General features: G+C 65.1%; 23 protein-coding genes and 1 pseudogene. 4 read left to right on the forward strand and 20 right to left on the reverse strand.

Annotated elements, in window-relative coordinates:
* Together IC50_RS10990 and IC50_RS10995 are read left to right on the forward strand one after the other, a co-directional pair.
* A pseudogene (locus tag IC50_RS10990) lies at positions 1 to 395 on the forward strand (hypothetical protein); the annotation flags it as partial.
* Positions 396 to 779: 384 nt separating this feature from the next.
* On the forward strand, positions 780 to 1,010 hold the full coding sequence (locus IC50_RS10995; protein ID WP_025035960.1) for a DUF6894 family protein: 231 nt from the start codon (positions 780 to 782) through the stop codon (positions 1,008 to 1,010).
* 1 nt (position 1,011) lies between these two features.
* Here IC50_RS10995 and IC50_RS11000 read toward each other — a convergent pair whose 3' ends face one another.
* Positions 1,012 to 1,794 carry an SDR family NAD(P)-dependent oxidoreductase gene (locus tag IC50_RS11000; protein ID WP_035703954.1) on the reverse strand — a complete coding sequence of 261 codons (783 nt, stop codon included), beginning with the start codon at positions 1,792 to 1,794 and terminating at the stop codon, positions 1,012 to 1,014.
* Between the two features lie 126 nt (positions 1,795 to 1,920).
* On the opposite strand from IC50_RS11000, the gene IC50_RS11005 reads away from it, so the two are divergent.
* Complete coding sequence (locus IC50_RS11005; RefSeq protein WP_035703957.1) at positions 1,921 to 2,313, forward strand: hypothetical protein; 393 nt, start codon at positions 1,921 to 1,923, stop codon at positions 2,311 to 2,313.
* 112 nt (positions 2,314 to 2,425) lie between these two features.
* Positions 2,426 to 2,674 carry a hypothetical protein gene (locus IC50_RS11010; RefSeq protein WP_035703959.1) on the forward strand — a complete coding sequence of 83 codons (249 nt, stop codon included), beginning with the start codon at positions 2,426 to 2,428 and terminating at the stop codon, positions 2,672 to 2,674.
* A gap of 21 nt (positions 2,675 to 2,695) precedes the next feature.
* Here the strand turns inward: IC50_RS11010 and IC50_RS11015 are convergent, their stop codons facing one another.
* The 19 genes from IC50_RS11015 to nuoF all read right to left on the reverse strand — a co-directional run bounded on the left by IC50_RS11015 (position 2,696) and on the right by nuoF (position 21,270).
* A complete protein-coding gene (locus tag IC50_RS11015; protein WP_035703960.1) occupies positions 2,696 to 2,881 on the reverse strand; it encodes a hypothetical protein in 186 nt (61 codons plus the stop codon).
* Between the two features lie 187 nt (positions 2,882 to 3,068).
* A complete protein-coding gene (gene minE / locus IC50_RS11020; RefSeq protein ID WP_035703963.1) occupies positions 3,069 to 3,350 on the reverse strand; it encodes a cell division topological specificity factor MinE in 282 nt (93 codons plus the stop codon).
* The gene (minD, locus tag IC50_RS11025) at positions 3,347 to 4,162 is read right to left on the reverse strand and encodes a septum site-determining protein MinD (RefSeq protein ID WP_035703965.1); all 816 of its coding nucleotides are present in this window, start codon (positions 4,160 to 4,162) and stop codon (positions 3,347 to 3,349) included. The genes minE and minD overlap by 4 nt, the downstream gene beginning before the upstream one ends.
* A 21-nt stretch (positions 4,163 to 4,183) precedes the next feature.
* Positions 4,184 to 4,882, reverse strand: coding sequence for a septum site-determining protein MinC (gene minC / locus IC50_RS11030; RefSeq protein WP_035703967.1), 699 nt, complete (start codon positions 4,880 to 4,882; stop codon positions 4,184 to 4,186).
* Positions 4,883 to 5,066: 184 nt separating this feature from the next.
* A complete protein-coding gene (gene mtnK, locus IC50_RS11035) occupies positions 5,067 to 6,359 on the reverse strand; it encodes an S-methyl-5-thioribose kinase (RefSeq protein WP_035703970.1) in 1,293 nt (430 codons plus the stop codon).
* A gap of 33 nt (positions 6,360 to 6,392) precedes the next feature.
* The gene (locus IC50_RS11040; RefSeq protein ID WP_035703972.1) at positions 6,393 to 6,740 is read right to left on the reverse strand and encodes a hypothetical protein; all 348 of its coding nucleotides are present in this window, start codon (positions 6,738 to 6,740) and stop codon (positions 6,393 to 6,395) included.
* A 145-nt stretch (positions 6,741 to 6,885) separates the two neighbouring features.
* On the reverse strand, positions 6,886 to 7,161 hold the full coding sequence (locus tag IC50_RS11045; RefSeq protein WP_035703975.1) for a DUF1467 family protein: 276 nt from the start codon (positions 7,159 to 7,161) through the stop codon (positions 6,886 to 6,888).
* Positions 7,162 to 7,170: 9 nt separating this feature from the next.
* Positions 7,171 to 7,575 carry a methylmalonyl-CoA epimerase gene (gene mce, locus IC50_RS11050; RefSeq protein ID WP_035703977.1) on the reverse strand — a complete coding sequence of 135 codons (405 nt, stop codon included), beginning with the start codon at positions 7,573 to 7,575 and terminating at the stop codon, positions 7,171 to 7,173.
* Positions 7,576 to 7,641: 66 nt separating this feature from the next.
* Positions 7,642 to 9,312 carry a ribonuclease J gene (locus IC50_RS11055; protein ID WP_035703980.1) on the reverse strand — a complete coding sequence of 557 codons (1,671 nt, stop codon included), beginning with the start codon at positions 9,310 to 9,312 and terminating at the stop codon, positions 7,642 to 7,644.
* Positions 9,312 to 10,118: a biotin--[acetyl-CoA-carboxylase] ligase gene (locus IC50_RS11060; protein ID WP_035703982.1), complete on the reverse strand. Its 807-nt coding sequence runs from the start codon at positions 10,116 to 10,118 to the stop codon at positions 9,312 to 9,314. The genes IC50_RS11055 and IC50_RS11060 overlap by 1 nt, the downstream gene beginning before the upstream one ends.
* Before the next feature lies 1 nt (position 10,119).
* On the reverse strand, positions 10,120 to 11,556 hold the full coding sequence (nuoN, locus tag IC50_RS11065; RefSeq protein WP_035703984.1) for an NADH-quinone oxidoreductase subunit NuoN: 1,437 nt from the start codon (positions 11,554 to 11,556) through the stop codon (positions 10,120 to 10,122).
* A gap of 22 nt (positions 11,557 to 11,578) precedes the next feature.
* On the reverse strand, positions 11,579 to 13,087 hold the full coding sequence (locus tag IC50_RS11070) for an NADH-quinone oxidoreductase subunit M (protein WP_035703985.1): 1,509 nt from the start codon (positions 13,085 to 13,087) through the stop codon (positions 11,579 to 11,581).
* Positions 13,088 to 15,193: an NADH-quinone oxidoreductase subunit L gene (gene nuoL, locus IC50_RS11075; protein WP_035703986.1), complete on the reverse strand. Its 2,106-nt coding sequence runs from the start codon at positions 15,191 to 15,193 to the stop codon at positions 13,088 to 13,090.
* An 8-nt stretch (positions 15,194 to 15,201) separates the two neighbouring features.
* A complete protein-coding gene (gene nuoK, locus IC50_RS11080; protein WP_008547737.1) occupies positions 15,202 to 15,510 on the reverse strand; it encodes an NADH-quinone oxidoreductase subunit NuoK in 309 nt (102 codons plus the stop codon).
* Positions 15,507 to 16,145 (reverse strand): NADH-quinone oxidoreductase subunit J, encoded by a 639-nt coding sequence (locus IC50_RS11085; protein ID WP_035703988.1) that lies wholly within the window; start codon positions 16,143 to 16,145, stop codon positions 15,507 to 15,509. The genes nuoK and IC50_RS11085 overlap by 4 nt, the downstream gene beginning before the upstream one ends.
* 137 nt (positions 16,146 to 16,282) lie before the next feature.
* Positions 16,283 to 16,777, reverse strand: coding sequence for an NADH-quinone oxidoreductase subunit NuoI (gene nuoI, locus IC50_RS11090; RefSeq protein ID WP_191093171.1), 495 nt, complete (start codon positions 16,775 to 16,777; stop codon positions 16,283 to 16,285).
* 8 nt (positions 16,778 to 16,785) lie between these two features.
* Positions 16,786 to 17,853, reverse strand: coding sequence for an NADH-quinone oxidoreductase subunit NuoH (gene nuoH, locus IC50_RS11095; protein ID WP_085973683.1), 1,068 nt, complete (start codon positions 17,851 to 17,853; stop codon positions 16,786 to 16,788).
* A 10-nt stretch (positions 17,854 to 17,863) separates the two neighbouring features.
* Positions 17,864 to 19,939: an NADH-quinone oxidoreductase subunit NuoG gene (gene nuoG / locus IC50_RS11100; RefSeq protein ID WP_035703993.1), complete on the reverse strand. Its 2,076-nt coding sequence runs from the start codon at positions 19,937 to 19,939 to the stop codon at positions 17,864 to 17,866.
* Positions 19,940 to 19,944: 5 nt separating this feature from the next.
* Positions 19,945 to 21,270 carry an NADH-quinone oxidoreductase subunit NuoF gene (gene nuoF / locus IC50_RS11105; RefSeq protein ID WP_035703995.1) on the reverse strand — a complete coding sequence of 442 codons (1,326 nt, stop codon included), beginning with the start codon at positions 21,268 to 21,270 and terminating at the stop codon, positions 19,945 to 19,947.
* Between the last annotated feature and the right edge of the window lie 6 nt (positions 21,271 to 21,276).

The raw sequence follows: 21,276 nt of genomic DNA on the forward strand, positions 1-21,276 counted from the left end.
TCGACGCAACGCAGTCGGTACAATCGATGACGCGCGATCTCGCCGCGATGGCGCAGCAGATCGAGCAGCTCAAGGCCAACATCGCCGAGCTGAAGGCCGGGCAGGAGCAGATGGCGCGCGAGATGGCGAAGCCGCCGGCACCGAAGCCGGCAGCTGAAGTGAGGCCGCCCGCCGATCCCCGCGCGCGTGCCTCTGCGCTTCCGCCGAAGCCGCCGGTTCGCAGGCCGAAGCCGGCCGTGTCGCACACTTACATGCCGGCCCATGCGCCTGCGCCGCTTGCGCCTCCGCCGTCGCAGTCCGCCGCGGCCCCGCCACCAGCTGCGCCGGTTGCAACGACACAGGCCGTTGCCGATGACGATGGGCCCGTCGTGCGTCCACCAATGCCGCTGCGTTAGGGCAAACACCGGGCGACAGCAGCACAGCGTGGCTGTGACAGCGCGCACGCTGTCCGAGTCGATGTGATGCGTTGAGTCCGGGCAATTACGGAGATCGCTGCTGCGATCGTCCGCGATCAAGAGAAAAGGCCGTCGGGATCTATGCCGCCGGCCTTCTCTTGCAGCTGCCGGTTCCCGGAGCCCGGTTCTGCCGCCATTCGATGCCTTATGATCGCGCCGGCATATTTAATAAATTCTTAACGACCTCGCATGCTGCACATCATTTCTGCGCCATGAGCACAGAGATTGCGCCGCCTGTTCATTCGCTGGATATCGACTCGTGATATCATCTGACATCTGTTGAGACTTGCACTGAAACTCGGATCGTCACATCGGGGAATTCGAATGCCCTACTACTATTTCGATCTTGTGGTTGGTGAAGAGTTCAAGAACCAGGGAGGAATCATCCTCGAGGACATCGAGGTTGCCTCCGACCGCGCCGATCAATTGGCATGCGAGCTGTCGCAGGTGAAGCCGGAGCTGCAGCAGAAGGGCTGCGCGGTGCGCGTCACCGATCGCGATCACAACGAGCTCTATCGCACGCCGCTCGATCCGGTGCCGGCCTGGCAGCGCTGAGCTAGTCCAGCGTCGGCGGCTCGAACCAGTTCGTCAGCGACAATCCCCCGTCAACGACGAAGGCTGCGCCGGTGACGTAAGCGGAGAGCTTGTTCGACAATACGGTGAGCGCCATCGGTGCGAGGTCCTTGGCCTGGCCGAGACGCCCGAGCGGAACGTGCCGCGCCAGCGCCGGATCGGCAACGAAGCCACCGGCGGCGATTGCGCCGGGCACCAGCGCGTTGACGCGGATGTCGTAACGCCCCAACGTCTTCGCGAGCTCCTTCACCAGCATCGCCATTGCCGCCTTTGCCGTCGAATAGTGCAACAGGTTGCGCGGGGTGCCAGCATGCAGCGAGGTGAGAAACAGGAACGAGCCCGGCCGCTTCGCCGCGATCAGCCGTCTTGCGAGTTCGCGCGCCAGGTGAAAGCCGGCATCGAGATTGACCGCATGCATCTCCTGCCACGTCCTGCGATCGACCGCGAGGGCATGATCGGCCTCGCGCCGTGGCGGCGATGCGCTGTGGACGAAATGCGTGACCTCGCCCAGCGCTGCCTGTGCGGCGGCCAGCAGTTCGTCGCAGGCCTCGGGCCTGGCGAGATCTCCGACCCAGGGCGCGGCCAGACCGGGCTTTTCGCTCGCGCTGATCGCGGCACGCACCCGCTCCGCGCTCACATCCGCGAACATGGTGCGGACGCCCTCGCCGACCAAGCCTAGCGCGATCGCGCGGCCGATGCCATTGCCCGCGCCGGTGACGAGCGCGGTGTCGCGTGCGGTATCGAACGGCGTGCTGAACAGGCTCATGTCGCGCTCCGAGGCTGGGGAGCACCAGGTTAGCTCACCGCCCGGACGGACGACAATTGTGCCGCGCACCATTGCGGAGCGGCACGCCGGGCGCTAGCCTCTCAAAAAACGGAGGAGGTTCCAGGGATGCGCACCGGTTTTCTGATGACGGGCCTGTTGCTGTTGGCCGCGCCGGCACAGGCGGCCGACGCGCCGCCGCGGTCGATCTATGTGACGATGGTCTTGCAGGCCTTCGCCGCCAAGGTCGAGTGTCCCAACACGGACCTCGTCTATCAGGACCTCGTGCAGAAGGCCCAGCAGATGCACCTGCCCGACGGCACCACCGAGAAGGTGCGCAAGGCGATCGCCTGGATGCACACCGGCGGCAAGATGGGCGAGAAGCAGGACGACGATCTGATGGCCGAGGTCGCGGTCGCGACCCAGGCCACCGACATGGACCAACGCCGCCTCGGCATGTCCAGCTGGTGCGAAGTCCAGAAGACCAACCTCGCCGGCCTGATCCGCAGCAAGGGCGGCTAGCGGGCGCGCCTTCGCCACGTTAAGCACGCCGCGACGGAACCTCTGCTCCGGCCCAAAATGGTCACAATTCTCGAAAGCATGCGACCTCTTCGAATTCGAACAGGAGACCCTGATGCGGAGTATCCATTTCGTCTTCGCCGGCGCGATCGCGGCCGCCACGGTGCTGACGGCGCCCGTGCTGGCGAGGAATGCCGACGCCCAGAAAGGTGAGGAAAGAACCACTTCGTCGTCTTGCAGTGCCTATCAGCAGGCACCGGACGGCTCGTGGGAACAACTCCCCTGCAAGGAAACAAGCGGGCGCGAGCAGCCGCAGACACAGCACCGGACCTCGCCGCAAGGCGCTGATCGCGAGGAGCGCTGAAGAGGCTCGCCCTGACGAATGTCAGCTCTGATGCGGCCCGCGCATGATCTTCATGGCGTCGGCGATGTGACGCCACTCCGTGGCCTCGTCGGCCTCGCCACGGCTCTCGCAGGCCTGGGCCTGCTCGGCGGCCTTCGCGATCGCAGCAAAACCGTGCCGTTCCAGCATCTGGCGGGCAACGGTATGAACCTGGACCTCGGACATCATGGGCAGTCTCCCGCTCGAGGGAACTGCGGTGCAGCGCGCGCGACTGCCACCGCGGGTCTCTCACAACGATTGGGGCCCGGAACTCGTTCCGTCCCATTGATGTGAGCCTCAGGACAAAGGCGGCCCGCTGTTGCCAGCGGACCGCCTTTCACCCACCCCAAACCTGGCGGTCGTCGGCCGCGGCTCCCTACGCGACCGCCACCTTTTTGCGCTCGAAATCGTTGGGCACCTCGATGTCGACCTCCAGAGTCGAAACCTCGTCGCCGCGCTCGAGCCGGACGATGACCTTGGTCGGGTCCAGCGTCACGTGCTTGGACACGACGGCGAGAATTTCCTCACGCAGCACACCGAGCAGATCTGGCTGGCCGCGCATTCCGCGTTCATGGGCAAGCAGGATCTGCAGCCGTTCGCGAGCGACGGGTGCCGAGGCCTTCTTGCCGCGGAGAAGTCGAAGCAGGCCCATGCTCATGCAGCCCTCCGTCGCAGCAGACGATCCATCAGACCCCTCCGCTCGGCAGGAACATGCATCGTTACGTTCTCGCCGCAGAGGCGCTTGGCCGCGTCTATATAGGCCCGCGCCGGCGCGCCGTCCGCATTCGACAGCGTCACGGGCGTTCCGACGTTGGAGGCCTTCAGCACGTCCTGGCTCTCCGGGATGATGCCGAGCAAGGGCGTCGCCAGGATCTCGAGGATGTCGTCGATGGTCAGCATCTCGCCGCGCGCGGCGCGAGAGGGATCGTAGCGCGTGATGAGGATGTGCTTCTCGACGCGCTCCCCCTTCTCGGCGCGCACCGTCTTGGAATCGAGCATGCCGATGATGCGATCGGAATCGCGCACCGAGGAGACCTCCGGATTGGTGACGATCACGGCCTCGTCGGCGAAACGCATCGCCATGGAGGCGCCGCGTTCGATGCCGGCCGGGCTGTCGCAGATCACCCAGTCGAAGCGGCTGCGCAGATCGGCGATGACCTTGCCGACGCCCTCCTCCGTCAGCGCGTCCTTGTCGCGGGTCTGCGAGGCCGGCAGCAGCCAGAGGTTCTCCAGCCGCTTGTCGCGGATCAGCGCCTGCGGCAGCTTGGCGACGCCCTGCACCACGTTGATGAGGTCGAACACGACGCGGCGTTCGGCGCCCATCACGAGGTCGAGGTTGCGCAAGCCGACGTCGAAGTCGACGACGACGACCTTGTCGCCGCGCTGCGCGAGCGCCGCTCCCAGCGCGGCGGTCGTCGTGGTCTTGCCGACCCCCCCCTTGCCTGATGTCACGACCAGTACCTTACTCATCTGAAATGTCTCCTTTGCTGGTCAGTTCAGTGCTGTAATTCGCATGGTATTTCCCTCCAGCCAGGCCTGCGCCGGCTTGCCGCGCAAGGCGGCGTCGATGTCGTCCGCAGTCTGGTAAAACCCGTCAATTGCGAGCAGTTCAGCCTCGATCTTCTGACAATAGATGCGCGCGCTGGTGTGACCGTTCACGCCTGCCATGGCGCGGCCGCGCAGCGCGCCGTAGACGTGGATGGAGCCGCCGGCGACGACCTCGGCGCCGGACCCGACCGAGCCGAGAATGGTGACGTCGCCTTCCGGGAAGATCACGGTCTGGCCCGAGCGCACGGGGTTTTCGAGGAGCAGCGAGGTCGGCTTGGTCTCGGCCTTCGCTTCGGCCTTCTTCGGCGTGCTCGGCTCGACCACGCAGCTGCGCCCGCCCGACAGGAGCGGCGGCATCATGGGGGTCAGCCGGCCCTCCTCCACGCCCTCGATGCCGAGCACGCGGATGTTGCGGTCCTGAAGGCTCGTGAGCAGATGTCCGATCCCGGACTGGCTGAGATCGACCGAGGACAGATCGATCACCACGGGCCGCCCGGCAAAAAAGCCCGGCGAGCGTGCAATGGTGGCGTCGACCTCATGCAGCCAGTCCTGAATCGGAACCGTCGGCGTGAACACGAAAGCCACATAGGAGCGCCCGCGCAGGCGCACCATTTGACGTTGGACTTTTGCTGCAGCCTCCATGGCGGCCGACTCGTTCCCTGTTATTGAATGGTTAACGATGCGGCCAACGTGGTTAACGACGAGTTAATGCCTCCAGGGTTACGCAGGAAGTGAAGCCCGGGCCCCGGGTATCGCCCCGTTCCGTCATCGCGAAGGCCCGCCGCAGGCGGGCGACTCGAAGGATGGCCGCCGGAAAGGACGCGCCTTAGCCTGCAGCCAACTTCGGCTGCCAGTTGCGCAATTTTCGCGCAGCACCAGTGATGTCGGCAACGGCCGGAAATGTCCCCGCCTCCACCATCATCGCCCTCGCCAGCCGTACCGCACGCGCCTCGCTCGTTGCCCGCATCCGCGGATCCTCGATCAGCTCGAAATCAATGTTGTGGGCGAGGCCGAAGATACGGCGGATGATCTTGGCGGCGGCGAAGCCGACCGAATCAGTGAACAGCCGCTGCATGTAGGCCTGTCGCTCGGCCTCGAGACGCGCGGCGCCCTGCTCGCCGGCGAAGAGCGCGACCGGGTAGGCGTCGCCGGCGGCTCCACCGCGCCAGAGGTCGAGGAATTTGCGGGCGAACTCGTTCCAGACCTGCTCGACCGTCTCCAGCACCCAGGCCTCGAATGCCGCCCGTTCTCCCGGTGCGCGCTCGTGGCCGGCGGAGGCGAAATAGGCCATCAGGAGATTGGCCAGCACCGCGCCGACGTCGAAGCCGATCGGGCCGTAGAATGCGAATTCCGGGTCGATCACCCGTGTCTGGCTCTCCGTCACCATGATCGATCCGGTGTGGAGGTCACCGTGGAGCAGAGCCTCGGGGCTGGCCATGAACTTCAGCTTGAGACGGGAGATCGCGACATGCAGGTCCATGTCTTCGCGCAACGCCGCCGCCAAGCCGTCGAGATAAGGCGCGGTCCAGCGGTTCTGTTCGGCGATGCGGTACGGGTCGGTGAAGATCAGATCCTCTGTGATCTTGCACAGTGCGTGGTTGCCGGCAAAGGCCGCGATGCCCTCCTTCTTCTCGGCGGCGGAGAGTGCGAGGTCGGAGGTGAAGAACAAGGTCCTTGCCATGAACGTGGTGACGTCGCTGGCGAAGCGCGGATATCGCGTGCCCGCAACCAGACCCTTGCGCATGATGATGTGCGGCTCGAGCAGCTCCATCACGGTCAGCGCCAGCTTGTCGTCGTGATGCAACACTGCCGGCACGAGGCCGGATGCGAGTTGGGCCTGCCGGGACAGCGCGAGATATTCGTAATGGGCACGTGACAGCGGCAGCGGCCAGCTCTCGCCGACGAGACGGACATAGGGCAACGCCTGCTTCACGGCGATGCCGCCGCGCGCGCCCTTGACGATGAAGACGAGGTTGAGATTGCCGTCGCCGACCTCGGTGACCGGCCAGGACGCGGGCTCGCCGCCAACCAGCTTACGAATATCCGGAAGGCCTGCGAGATAGTCCCGCAAATCGGCCTCATGCAGAATCCGATAGTTCCCTGTCCGGTCCCCGGTCATGACGATCCCATCCCATTTGCATGGGCCGGATCGTTATTCCCGCTCCAGGAAGCCGGAGCCGATCCCGGCCTTTCTTTTGATGGGATCGTAGTCACAATAGATGCCGTCCGCCACCAGCGTGTAGCTGGCGCTGACGGTGTATTTGTCCAGCTTGACCGAGTTCAGGCCGATCACAGAGGTGCTCTTGCCCCCGTTCCACCTGAACGGCGTCGAGCTCTTGGACTGCTCGCAGGCCATCACCGCCTCGTTGAAGACATAGCCCTCGACGAACGCCTTCAGCGTCCGCGCCTGCACCGCCATCTTCCATTCGAAATAGCCGATCGCACCAAGACCGGCGACGATCAGCAACAGAAGCGCGACCACGATACGCTGAAAAGCCATTCGTATTCCCCCAAGTATACAAACTATCTCCGTCGTCATTGCGAGCGCAGCGAAGCAATCCAGAATCCCTCCGCGGTAAGACTCTGGATTGCTTCGCTGCGCTCGCAATGACGAGCTTGGTTGATATCCTTCGTCCCTTACACCCCTAGAACGGCATGCCCATCAATTTCGACAGGCGCTCGATCGAGAGATAACCGGCATGATAGGCCGCGACGCCGAGGCCGTAGATCACCGCCGAGATGATCGTGGTCCAGATCAGCTTGCGGCCCATCCGCGTCAGGATCGGTGCGCCGGGGTCGGTGCCCGGTGCGCCGACGCCATCCTCGTGCTGGCTGCGAACGCCGAACGGCAGCGTCAGGAACAGCGCCACCCACCAGATGACGAAGTAGATCGCAAGCGCGGTCGATATTTGAATGGCCATGGGACGGCCTCACGCCTGCTCGATCTCGACCAGCGCGCCGGAAAAGTCCTTCGGGTGCAGGAACAGCACCGGCTTGCCGTGGGCGCCGATCTTCGGCACGCCGTCGCCGAGCACCCGGGCACCCTCCTTCACCAGCGTGTCGCGCGAGGCGATGATGTCGACGACCTCGTAGCAGACATGGTGGATGCCGCCGTCGGCATTGCGCTCGAGGAATTTGGCAATGGGAGACGATTCACCGAGCGGCTCGATGAACTCGATCTTGGTGTTGGGCAGTGTCGCGAACACGGTGGTGACGCCGTGCTCGGGCAGCGGCACCGCCTCCGAGATCTGAGCGCCGAACGCCGCGCCATAAATCTTTGCGGCCTTGACGGCGTCCCTGGTCGCGATCGCGACGTGGTTGAGGCGACCCAGCATGGTTCTTCTCCCTCGGCGCATGATCCGGGCCAGCGGCGAGCCGCCGTCCCGGAGATGCTGACACAATTACACTGTCAGGACATGTACCAGACAGGGGGGCTTTTTGCCCCAATGTTCGTTGATCACGGCCCGGACCGCACGTCGCACCGACTCGGCCAGCGCGTCCGGATCTCGCCGGCGCGCCTTTGGCAGCCCCTCGATCGTGGACATCACGGCGTCGAAGACCAGGTCGTCGAAGGTCTCGCCCGCCCTGTTCTTTTCGGGGACGCCGACCAGATCGACCTCAGGATCGTCGGCGAGCTCGCCCTGCTCGGTCATGGCAATGGCGACGAAGGCGCAGCCGGAAAAGGCCATGCGGCGCCGCTCGACGACGGCGCGGGACTTGGAGTCCTCCAAAATCGTGCCGTCCTTGTAGAGACGGCCGGAAGGCACCTCGCCGACGATGCCGGGGTCGCCGGGGCCGAGCTTGACGAGGTCGCCGTTGCGGCAGACCAGCACGCGCGGCACGCCGGCTGCCCGCGCCAGTTTTGCGTGATCGTGCAGGTGCAGGGCCTCGCCGTGGACCGGAATCAGGAGTTGCGGCTTCACCCAGGAAATCAGGTCGCGCAGCTCGTCGCGGCGGGGATGGCCGGAGACGTGAACCAGAGCGTCGCGGTCAGTGATGATCTCGACGCCCTGGAGCAGCAGATTGTTGACGATCGAGCTGACGGCCTTCTCGTTGCCTGGAATGGTGCGCGAGGAGAAGATGACGCTGTCGCCGCGGTTGAGCGTGATCTCGGGATGGTCGTCGTTGGCGATGCGCGCCAGCGCCGCACGCGGCTCGCCCTGGCTGCCGGTGCACAGCGCCAGCACCTTGTCCGGCGGAAGGTGACCGTAGACCTCGGGTGAACGGAAATTCTGCACGCCCTCGAGATAGCCGGTCTCGCGCGCCACCTGCACCACGCGCTCCATGGCGCGGCCGACCACGACGACCTCGCGGTCGGCGGCCTTCGCCGCGTCGGCGACGGCCTTGATCCGGGCGACGTTGGAGGCGAAGGTCGTGACGGCGACGCGGCCCTTGGCCGACTTGACGAGGTCGATGATGGTCCGGGCGACCTCCGCTTCCGACGGCGAGCGGCCGTCGCGCACGGCGTTGGTGGAATCGCCGATCAAGGCGAGCACGCCCTGCTCGCCCAATTCGCGCAGCCGCTTCTCGTCGGTCGGAGCCCCCAGGGTCGGGGTCGGATCGATCTTCCAGTCGCCGGTGTGCAGCACCGTGCCGGCCTCAGTGTGGATCGCCAGCGCGTGCGCTTCCGGAATCGAATGCGCGACAGGGATGAACTCGACGTTGAACGGGCCGATATCGACGCGACCGCCGGACGGGATCACGGTAACAGGGATATCAGGCGCATTGCGCTCGGCGGCGCATTTGGCCTCGAACAACGCCGCGCTGAACTTGGTCGCATAGATCGGGCATTTCAGCCTGGGCCAGAGATCGATGATGGCGCCGAAATGGTCCTCATGGGCGTGGGTCAGCACCAGGCCCATCAGGTTCTTGCGTTCCTTCTCCAGGAAGCTGATGTCGGGCATGATCAGGTCGATGCCCGGCAGATGCTCCTCGTCGCCGAAGGAGACGCCGAGATCGACCGCCAGCCAGGCACGCTGGTGGCGGTTGCCGAGGCCGTAGATCGACAGGTTCATGCCGATCTCGCCGACGCCGCCGAGCGGCGCAAACACCAGTTCGTCGGGCCTTGCCATCACGCAGCTCCCACGGAGGCAACGGGGCCAAAGAACACCTCGCCGGCGGCCACCGGCACAAGGCGGTCCTCGGCAGTGCGGACGATCAGGCAGCCGGTATCGTCGATGGTGTCAAAGATGCCTTCCAGCGTCATGGTTCCCGTGTTGATCGCAACCCGCTCGCCGAGGCCGGCGGCACGCTCGAGCCAGAGCTTCCGGATCTCGGCAAAGCCGCGGCCATTGTCCCAAATGCCACGGAACTCGATCCAGGCATCGGAGAGGGCCGAGAACAGCTCCTCGGCGCTGATCTGGACCCCGAGCGCGGCCAGCGACACCGCGGGCGTCGGGGTGCCCTCGGGTGCTGCGACCACATTGGTGCCCATGCCGACGACGACGGCGAGACCGTTGCCGACGGCCTCGGCCTCGAGGCCGATGCCGACCAGCTTCTTGCCGCCAGCGAGCACATCATTCGGCCATTTCAGGGCGTAGCGGGGCCGGCCCTCGCCGAGGCGGAGCGCAGCCTCGAGGCTCGCCTTCTCCAGCGCCGCCTCCTCCGCCAGCCCGGCGGCAAAGCCGAGCGTGGCGGCTACGGCCGGGGCGACGTCCATGACCTCGAGGATGCTGGCGGCGAGATTGCCGCGCGGCGCAATCCAGGCGCGCTGACGGCGGCCGCGGCCGGCGGTCTGCTCGGATGTGACGAACCACATCGGGCCACGTTCGCCGGCCCTGGCGCGCTCGATCGCCTCGGTGTTGGTCGAGCCGGTCCGTTCGAACGCCGCGAGCTTGTAGCCCGCGGACAATGCGCGAGGACCGAGCGCGAAAGCCATCCTAGAACAGCGACTTTGCCGCGGCGGAGGCGACGCTCACCACCGGGCCTGCGAACAGCGCGAACAGGATGTTGAACAGGCCTGCGACCGCCAGCACCGTCCGCACTTCGATGCGCACCGGATCGACCTGGCCGGCCGGCTCGTCGAAGTACATCGTCTTGACGATGGCGAGGTAGTAATAGGCGCCGACCACGCTGGTCAGCACGCCGATGACCGCGAGCGTGAACAGGTTCGCCTTGATCGCGGCGACGAAGACGTACCATTTGGCGAAGAAGCCGGCCAGCGGCGGAATGCCGGCGAGCGAGAACAGCAGCATCGCGAACATGAAGGCGAGCAACGGATTAGTCCGCGACAGTCCGGCGAAATCGCTGATCTGCTCAACGGCCTGGCCGTTGCGCTTCATGGCGAGGATGATCGAGAACGAGCCGAGCGTCATCGCGACATAGATCACGATGTACATCAGCACGCCCTGTGCGCCCTCGACCGTGCCGGAGGCAAGGCCGACCAGCGCGAAGCCCATGTGGCCGATCGACGAATAGGCCATCAGCCGCTTGATATTGGTCTGGCCGATCGCGGCGAAGGAGCCGAGCGCCATCGAAGCGATCGACACGAACACGAGGATCTGCTGCCATTGCGAAAGGATGCCGGGGAATGCGGTCAGCGTCACACGGGTGAAAACGGCGAGCGCGGCCACCTTTGGCGCCGAGGCGAAGAACGCGGTGACCGGGGTCGGGGCGCCCTCATAGACGTCGGGCGTCCACATGTGGAACGGCACGGCCGAGACCTTGAAGCAGAGGCCGACGAGCAGGAAGACGAGGCCGAAGACCAGGCCGACATTCGAGACCGTGGCGGCTGCGGCGATCCCGGTGAAGCTGACCGTACCGGTGAAGCCGTAGATCAGCGAGGCGCCGTACAGCAGCATGCCCGAGGACAGCGCGCCCAGGACAAAATACTTCAGGCCGGCTTCGGTCGACTTCGCGTTGTCGCGGTTCGAGGCCGCCACGACGTAGAGCGCCAGCGACATCAGTTCGAGGCCGAGATAGAGCGAGATCAGATCGCCGGCCGAGATCAGCACCATCATGCCGAGCGTCGAGAGCAGCACCAGGATCGAATATTCGAAGATGCGGCGCGACGGGTCGGACAGGAACTCGGTCGACAGGATCAGCGTCACCGCCGAGCCGATCAGGGCCAGGATCTTCATGAAGCGGGCGAAGTCGTCGACGATGAAGCTGCCGCCGAAGGTCGCCTGCTTGCCTGCGGGCTGCATGTAGACGAGCGCGCCGACCACGATCAGGAGCACCACCGCCAGCAACGTGACCGTCCTGGTCGTCCCCTGCCCGCGATAGGCTCCCAGCATCAGAAGCGCCATCGCGCCGACCGCGAGCACGAGTTCGGGCAGCACCGGCGCCAGTTGATAACCTGCAGTCTCAAAGCTCATGGCGATATCCTGACCTGCCCGATCACTGGAGCAGTGCGGCGGCCTTCACGGCCGTCACAGCGGTGTTGTAGTTGTTGACGAGTTGCTGGACCGACGCGGCCGACATGTCGAGCACCGGCTTCGGATAGACGCCGAACAGGATCGTCAGCGCGATCATCGGGAACAGGATCACGCACTCCCGCAAGGTGAGATCCTTCATGCTCATCAGCGACGGCTTGACCAGGGCCCCGAACACCACCTTGCGGTAGAGCCACAGCGCATAGGCCGCCGACAGGATCACGCCGAAGCTGGCGAAGAACGCGGTCGGGATCGAGACCTTGAAAGTGCCGAGCAGCGTCATGAACTCGCCGACGAAGCCGCTCGTTCCGGGCAGGCCCACATTGGCCATGGTGAAGACCATGAATGTCATCGCGTAGAGCGGCATCCGGTTGACGAGGCCGCCATAGGCCGCGATCTCGCGGGTGTGCAGGCGGTCGTAGACGACGCCGACGCAGAGGAAGAGCGCGCCGGAGACGATGCCGTGCGAGATCATCTGGAACACGCCGCCGGCGACGCCCTGCATGGTGCCGGCGAAGATGCCCATGGTGACGAAGCCCATATGCGCCACTGACGAGTACGCGATCAGCTTCTTCATGTCCTCCTGCATCAGGGCCACCAGCGAGGTGTAGATGATGGCGATGGCCGAGAGCGTGAAGATCAGCGGCGCGAAGTCGTGCGAGGCCAACGGGAACATCGGCAGCGAGAAGCGCAGGAAGCCGTAGCCGCCCATCTTCAGGAGGATCGCGGCCAGGACCACCGAGCCCGCTGTCGGCGCCTCGACATGCGCGTCGGGGAGCCAGGTGTGCACCGGCCACATCGGCATCTTCACCGCAAACGAGGCGAAGAAGGCAAGCCACGCCCAGGTCTGCAGGGACCGCGGCACGGCGGTGTGCATCAGGGTCGGGATGTCGGTGGTGCCGCCGTTCCAGTACAGCGCCATGATGGCGAGCAGCATCAGGACCGAGCCGAGCAGCGTGTAGAGGAAGAACTTGAACGACGCATAGACCCGCCGCGGCCCGCCCCAGACGCCGATGATCAGGAACATCGGGATCAGGCCGCCCTCGAAGAACAGATAGAACAGCACGAGATCGAGCGCCGAGAAGGTGCCGATCATCAGCGTTTCCAGGATCAGGAACGCCATCATGTATTCGCGGACGCGGCTGGTGATCGCCTTCCAGCTCGCGATGATGCAGAACGGCATCACGGCGGTGGTGAGGATCACGAGCGGCAGCGAGATGCCGTCGACGCCCATGTGGTAGGTAATCCCGGTGGCAAGCCAGTTCGCCTTCTCGACAAACTGGAAGTCGGGGTTGGACGGGTCGAAGCGCATGACCAGGATCACCGACACCGCGAAGGTGATCAGCGTGGTCCAGAGCGCGATCCAGCGCGAGTTGCGCCGCGCCGCCTCATCATCGCCGCGGCTGAGATAGACGATCAGCGCGCCGACCAGCGGCAGGAACGTCGTGACCGAGAGAATGGGCCAGGTTGTCATTTACTGGCCTCCAAAGCCGAACATGAACCAGGTGATCAGGCCGGCGGCGCCGATCAGCATGGCGAACGCGTAGTGATAGAGATAGCCGGTCTGGATCTTCACGACGTTGCGGGTGACGTCCAGCACGCGGGCCGAGACGCCGTCGGGGCCGAAGCCGTCGATGATGAAGCCGTCGCCCTTCTTCCAGAGCTGGTAGCCGATCCACTTCGCCGGACGGACGAAGATGACGTCGTAGAGCTCGTCGAAGTACCATTTGTTGAGCAGGAACTGGTACAGCATCGGCTGCGTCTTCGCGAACTCGACCGGCAGATAGGGCCGGCGGATGTAGAACAGGTACGACACCAGGAAGCCCAGCACCATCATGACCGTCGGCAGGAAGGCGATGGTCTCGGGGATGTGGTGCATCTCCTCGATGATGTGCGGGTTCATCTTCACGGACTCGCGGAAGAACTCCTCGATGCCGTGACCGGCGAACAGCTCCTTGAACGGGAGGCCTGCGACGAACGAGCCGACCGCGAGCACGCCGATCGGGATCAGGATCCAGACCGGGGCCTCATGCGCAGCTTCGTAGTGATGCTCGTCATGCGGCTCGCCGTGGAAGGTCTTGAAGATCAGGCGCCAGGAGTAGAACGAGGTCAGGCCGGCGGCGACGACCGTCATCAGGAAGCCGTACATCGCAAACGGATTGTGCGAGGCGTAGGCGGACTCGATGATCGCGTCCTTGGAGAAATAGCCGGCGGTGAGCGGGAAGCCGGTGAGCGCCAGCGTGCCGACCACCATAACCGCATAGGTGTACGGGATCTTCCTCCAGAGACCACCCATGTTGCGGATGTCCTGCTCGTGGTGCATCGCGTAGATCACCGAGCCGGAGCCCAGGAACAGCAGCGCCTTGAAGAAGGCGTGCGTGAACAGGTGGAACATGCCGACCGAATAGGCCCCTGCTCCCATCGCCACGAACATGTAGCCGAGCTGCGAACAGGTCGAGTACGCGACGATGCGCTTGATGTCGTTCTGGACGAGACCGATCGTGGCCGCGAAGAACGCCGTGGTCGCGCCGAAGAACATCACCACGGCCTGCGCGTTCGGGGCGAGCTCGAACAGCGGCGACAGGCGCGCCACCATGAAGACGCCGGCGGTGACCATGGTCGCGGCATGGATCAGCGCCGAGACCGGGGTCGGGCCTTCCATCGCGTCGGGCAGCCAGGTGTGCAGCAGGAACTGCGCCGACTTGCCCATCGCGCCCATGAACAGCAGCAGGCAAGTCAGGGTCAGCGCGTCGGCGTGCCAGCCGAGGAAGTTGACGGTCTTGCCGGTGAGGCTGGGCGCGGCATGGAAGATCGTCTCGAAGTCGGTCGAACCGACAAGCATGAAGATCGCGAAGATACCGAGCGCGAAGCCGAAATCGCCGACGCGGTTGACCACGAAGGCCTTGATGGCGGCGGCGTTCGCCGACGGCTTCTGGTACCAGAAGCCGATCAGCAGATAGCTGGCGAGACCCACGCCCTCCCAGCCGAAGAACAGCTGCACGAGGTTGTCCGCGGTCACCAGCATCAGCATGGCGAAGGTGAACAAGCTGAGATAGCCGAAGAAACGCGGCCGGTTCGGATCCTCGTCCATGTAGCCGATCGAATAGAGGTGCACGAGCGAGGATACGGTCGTGACAACCACCAGCATCACGGCGGTGAGCGTGTCGACTCGCAGCGTCCACCAGACCTGGAGGTCGCCGGAGAAGATCCAGGGCAGAAGCTGGATGCGGGCGTCATGGTGCATGAAGCCGACATCGACCAGCGTCATCCAGGACAGCGCGGCCGAGACGAACAGCAGCGCCGTGGTGATCAACTCCGCCGCGCGCGAGCCTGCCGCGGGCGGCTCGGCCGGGCCGTGAGCGTGATCGTCGTGCCCATCGCCGGGCTCGTGATGGGTCACGTGGATGACGGACGCATCCTCGCTGATCGTATCGGACGCATGCGCATGCGCACCATGGCCGTGGTCGCCGTGATGCTCGACCTCGTCGCCCGAGGGGTTGCGGGCATGCGCACCGGCCAGCGCAATCAGGCCGGCGAGGATGGCGCCCAGCAGAGGCAGAAAGACAATCGCCTGAACCATGACCGAGCTCAGCCCTTCATCAGATTGACGTCCTCAACCGCGATCGAGCCGCGGTTGCGGAAATAGACCACCAGGATGGCGAGACCGATCGCGGCTTCGGCGGCCGCGACGGTGAGCACCAACAGCGCGAAGACCTGGCCGACGATGTCGCCGAGGAAGGTCGAGAACGCCACGAGGTTGATGTTGACCGAGAGCAGGATCAGCTCGATCGACATCAGGATGACGATGATGTTCTTGCGGTTCAGGAAGATGCCGAGGATGCCGAGCGTGAACAAGATCGCGCCGACCGCCAGATAATGTCCGAGCCCGATCGTCATTTCACCCACTCCGCCGCATCGGCGTCCGAGAGCCCCTGCCCCGGCGCCACCTTGCGCATCGCCATCGCCATCTCTGGCGTGCGTGCGTTCTGAACGTTGATGTCCTGCCGCTTGACCTTCGCCTTGTGTCGCAGCGTCAGCACGATCGCACCGATCATCGCGACCAGCAGCACCATGCCGGCGAGCTGGAAGTAGTGGATGTACTTCGTATAGAGCACGAGGCCGAGCGCCTCGGTGTTCGAGACGTTGGTCGGGATCGCCGCCGTGATCGTCTTGGACACGCCGGGATTGATGACCCAGAAGCCGACGGTGAGCAGCAGCTCGAACAGGAAGATGCCGCCGATCACGAGGCCGACCGGCAGGTACTCGATGAAGCCCTCGCGCAGCTCGAGGAAATCGACGTCGAGCATCATGATCACGAACAGGAACAGCACCGCAACCGCGCCGACATAGACGACGATCAGCATCATGCCGAGGAACTCGGCACCCATCAGCACGAACAGGCCGGAGGCGTTGACGAAGGCCAGGATCAGGTACAGCACGGAGTGCACGGGATTGCGCGAGACAATCACCATCACGGCCGAGGCGACGCAGATGCCGGCGAAGAGATAGAAGAACAGCGCGGGAAGGATCATCAGGCATTCCCCGTCATTCCGGGGCGCGGGCAAAGCCCGCGAACCCGGAATCTGGAGGTTGTGGCGCGAGATTCCGGGTTCGCGCTTCGCGCGCCCCGGAATGACGAGGATATGGCGGAAAGGATCATGCCCTCACCTCACCGGTACGGCGCGTCGAGCTCGATCGCTTTCGCGATCTCGCGTTCCCAGCGGTCGCCGTTGGCGAGCAGCTTGGCCTTGTCATAGAACAGTTCCTCACGGGTCTCGGTCGCGAACTCGAAGTTCGGGCCTTCGACGATGGCATCGACCGGACAGGCCTCCTGGCAGAGACCGCAATAGATACACTTCACCATGTCGATGTCGTAGCGCACGGTGCGGCGGGTGCCGTCGTTGCGGCGCGGGCCGGCCTCGATCGTGATGGCCTGTGCCGGGCAGACCGCTTCGCACAGCTTGCAGGCGATGCAGCGCTCTTCGCCGTTCGGATAGCGGCGCAGCGCGTGCTCGCCGCGGAAGCGCGGCGAGATCGGGCCCTTCTCGAACGGATAGTTCAGCGTCGGCTTCGGCTGGAAGAAATAGCGCATGGCGAGGAAGAATGCCGAGACGAATTCCGACAGCAGGAGCGAGCGTGCAGTGGCGTTGACGTTGATACCCATGGCGGCCCTCACTTCGGCGCGATGCCGGCGAAATGCAGCACGCCGGCCACCACGATCACCATCGCCAGCGACAGCGGCAGGAACACCTTCCAGCCGAGGCGCATCAGTTGATCGTAGCGGTAGCGGGGCACGATCGCCTTCGCCATCGCGAACAGGAAGAACATGAAGAAGAGTTTCAGCGAGAACCAGATGATCCCCGGCACCCAGTTGAAGGGCGGCAGGTCCACCGGCGGCAGCCAGCCCCCGAGGAACAGGATGGTCGCCAGCGCGCACATCGTGACGATCGCGACATACTCGCCGAGCATGAACAGAAGGTATGGCGTCGAGCCGTATTCGACCATGAAGCCGGCGACCAGCTCGGATTCCGCTTCGACCAGGTCGAAGGGCGGACGGTTGGTCTCCGCCAGCGCCGAGACGTAGAACACCACGAACATCGGGAACAGCGGCCAGACGTACCAGTTCAGGATGGTGAGCTGCGGCAGCCCGATCAGGCTGGCGAGACCGCGCGCATGCTGGGCCTCGACCACCGCCGAGAGGTTCAGCGTGCCGGCGCAGAGCAGCACCGTGATGATGACGAAGCCGATCGAGACTTCGTAGGACACCATCTGTGCCGCCGAGCGCAGCGCGGCCAGGAACGGGTACTTGGAATTCGACGACCAGCCGGCCATGATGATGCCATAGATCGACAGCGACGAGATCGCGAAGATGAAGAGGATGCCGACATTGATGTCGGCGATCACCCAGCCGAGATTGGTCGGGATCACCGCCCAGGCCGCGAGCGCGAGCACGCAGGACACCAGCGGCGCCAGCAGGAACACGCCCTTGTTGGCGCCGGCCGGAATGATCGGCTCCTTCAGCACGAACTTCAAAAGGTCCGCGAAGGACTGCAGCAGGCCCCAGGGGCCGACCACGTTCGGGCCGCGCCGGATCTGCACCGCCGCCCAGATCTTGCGGTCGGCAAGCAGGATGTAGGCGATCGCGACCAGGAGCACGACGAGCACCAGGACGCTCTCGGCGACCATGATGATCAGCGGCCAGAGAAATCCGGTCCAGAATGCGCTTTCGAAGAATTCCATCAGATCACGCTCACTCCGCTGCGTTCAGCATGTGCCCGGAGGCGAGGCGCGAACATTCCGCCATCACGGCGGACGCACGCGCGATTGGGTTGGTCAAATAGAAGTCCTCGACCAGGGGCTTGAACGGCGCCTTCTCCGGCGAGCCGCCCTTCCCCGCCAGCTTCTTGATCTGGTCGGCCGAGCCGGCCTCGATCTGGTCGAGACGGATCAGATGCGGCACCGCCTTGAAGACCGCCTGGCGCAGCGCGGCCAGCGAGTCGTAGCCGATCTTCTTGCCGAGCGCCTCCGACAATGCGCGGACGATCGCCCAGTCCTCGCGGGCTTCGCCCGGCGGGAACGCGGCGCGGCCCGTCATCTGCACGCGGCCTTCGGTGTTGACATAGATCGCGGACTTCTCAGTGTAGGCCGCGGCCGGCAGGATCACGTCGGCTCGGTGCGCGCCGCGGTCGCCGTGGGTGCCGATATAGACGACGAAGGTGCCGTCGGGCGCCTTGATCTCGTCGGCTCCGAGCAGGAACAACAGGTCGAGCGTGCCGAACGTCGTCATCTGCGCCGCGTTCAGGCCACCCTGCCCCGCCGTGAAGCCGATATCGAGCGCACCGACGCGCGAGGCGGTCTCGTGCAGCACGCCAAAGCCGTTCCAGCCGTCCTTCACCGCGCCGACATCGAGCGCGAGCTTGGCAGCGGCCGCGAGGATGGCGGCGCCGTCGTGGCGAGCAGCCGCGCCCGCGCCGACCATGATGATCGGATGCTTGGCGTTCTTCAGCACGTCCATGAAGGAGTGCTTGCCGGCCGCGAGTTCGCCGAGCGTCTCGGTGCCTGCGCCGAGATGATCGTAGTCGTAGGTCAGATCGGCCTTGGCGCCGATCACGCCGACCTTGAAGCCGCCGGCACGCCAGCGCTTGCGGATGCGGGCGTTGAACACGGCTGCCTCCTTCCGCGGATTGGCGCCGATGATGAGCAGCGCGTCGGCCTGCTCGACGCCAGCGAGCGTCGGGTTGAAGAGGTAGGAGCCGCGGCCGAGCGCGGGATCGAAGGCGTCGCCCCCCTGCACCGCCAGATTGCTCGAGCCGTGCCTGGCGAGCAGATCCTTCAGCGCGAACATCTCCTCGACACCGGCAAGGTCGCCGGCGATCGCGCCGATGCGCTTGCCGTCGGTGCGCGCCGCCTTGGCGGCAATCGCAGCAAAGGCCTCGGGCCAGCTTGCCGCGCGCAGCTTGCCGGCCTCGCGGATATAGGGCCGGTCGAGCCGCTGGGTGCGCAGCCCGTCGACGACGTGACGGGTCTTGTCGGAGATCCACTCCTCGTTCACGGCCTCGTTGATGCGCGGCAGAATACGCATCACCTCACGGCCGCGCGTATCGACGCGGATCGCCGATCCCAGGCCGTCCATGACGTCGATCGACTGGGTCTTGCCGAGCTCCCACGGGCGTGCCGCGAACGCATAGGGCTTCGAGGTCAGCGCGCCGACCGGGCAGATGTCGACGAGATTGCCCTGCAGTTCCGAGGTCAGCGCGTGCTCGAGATAGGTCGTGATCTCCATGTCCTCGCCGCGGCCGGTGGCGCCCATCTCGGGGGCGCCGGCAACTTCCGCCGAGAAGCGGACGCAGCGCGTGCACTGGATGCAGCGGTTCATCGAGGTCTTGACCAGCGCGCCGAGATATTTGTCCTCGACCGCGCGCTTGTTCTCGGCGAAGCGGCTGGTGTCGACGCCATAGCCCATCGCCTGGTCCTGGAGGTCGCACTCGCCGCCCTGGTCGCAGATCGGGCAGTCCAGCGGATGGTTGATGAGAAGGAATTCCATCACGCCTTCGCGTGCCTTCTTCACCATCGGCGAACGCGTGGAGATTTCCGGCGGCTCGCCCTTGGGGCCCGGACGGCAGTCGCGCACACCCCAGGCGCAGCTCGCGACCGGCTTCGGGCCGCCCTTCACCTCGACGAGGCACATCCGGCAATTGCCGGCGATCGACAGCCGCTCGTGATAGCAGAAGCGCGGAATCTCGGCGCCGGCCGCCTCGCATGCCTGAAGCAGCGTGTACTCGGCGGGGACATCGATCTCTTTGCCGTCGATGATGAGCTTGGTCATTCTTCTTACTCCGCCGCGACCATGTTCACGGGATCGCGGACGCCGATATCGTCGATATCGGCCTTGTGCGAATACTGGTCGATGCGCGCTTCGATCTCGTGACGGAAATGCGCGATCAGGCCCTGGATCGGCCAGGCCGCCGCGTCGCCGAGCGCGCAGATGGTGTGGCCTTCGACCTGCTTCGTCACCTCGAGCAGCATGTCGATCTCGCGCTTGTGGGCGCGGCCCTCGGCCATGCGGGTCAAGACCCGCCACATCCAGCCTGTGCCCTCGCGGCACGGCGTGCACTGGCCGCAGCTCTCGTGCTTGTAGAAATAGGAGATGCGGGCGATGGCGCGGATCAGATCGGTGGACTTGTCCATCACGATCACCGCCGCGGTGCCGAGACCCGAGCGCAGCTTGCTCAAGCTGTCGAAATCCATCGGCGTGTCGATGATCTGCTCGGCCGGCACCATGCGCACCGACGAGCCGCCGGGGATCACGGCCTTGAGGTTGTCCCAGCCGCCGCGGATGCCGCCGCAATGCTTTTCGATCAGCTCACGGAACGGAATGCCCATGGCTTCTTCGACGTTGCAGGGCCGCTCGACATGGCCGGAGATGCAGAACAGCTTCGTGCCGACATTGTTCGGACGGCCGATGCCGGCGAACCAGGCCGCGCCGCGACGCAGGATGTCGGGAGCAACGGCGATGGACTCGACGTTGTTGACGGTGGTCGGGCAGCCGAACAGACCAACGTTCGCCGGGAACGGCGGCTTCAGCCGCGGCTGGCCCTTCTTGCCTTCGAGGCTTTCGAGCAGTGCGGTTTCCTCGCCGCAGATATAGGCGCCGGCGCCGTGCGCGACGTAGATGTCGAACGGCCAGCCATTGACGTTGTCCTTGCCGACCAGCTTGGCCTCATAGGCCTGGTCGATCGCGGCCTGGAGGTGCTCGCGCTCGCGGATGAACTCGCCGCGGACATAGATGTAACAGGCGTGCGCGTTCATCGCGCAGCTGGCGATCAGGCAACCCTCGATCAGGAGATGCGGATCATGCCGCATGATCTCGCGGTCCTTGCAGGTGCCGGGCTCGGATTCGTCGGCGTTGACGACGAGATAGCTCGGCCTGCCGTCGGTCGATTCCTTCGGCATGAAGGACCATTTCAGACCGGTCGGGAAGCCGGCGCCGCCGCGGCCGCGCAGCCCTGAGGCCTTCATCTCGTTGATGATCCAGTCGCGGCCCTTGTCGATGATGGTCTTGGTGCCGTCCCAGGCGCCGCGGCGCCGCGCGCCCTCCAGCCCCCAGTCGTGGAGGCCGTAGAGGTTCTTGAAGATGCGGTCCTTGTCCTCGAGCATGTCAGT

The sequence above is a fragment of the Bradyrhizobium genomosp. I (2014) genome, assembly GCF_000261685.1.
GTDB lineage: Bacteria > Pseudomonadota > Alphaproteobacteria > Rhizobiales > Xanthobacteraceae > Bradyrhizobium.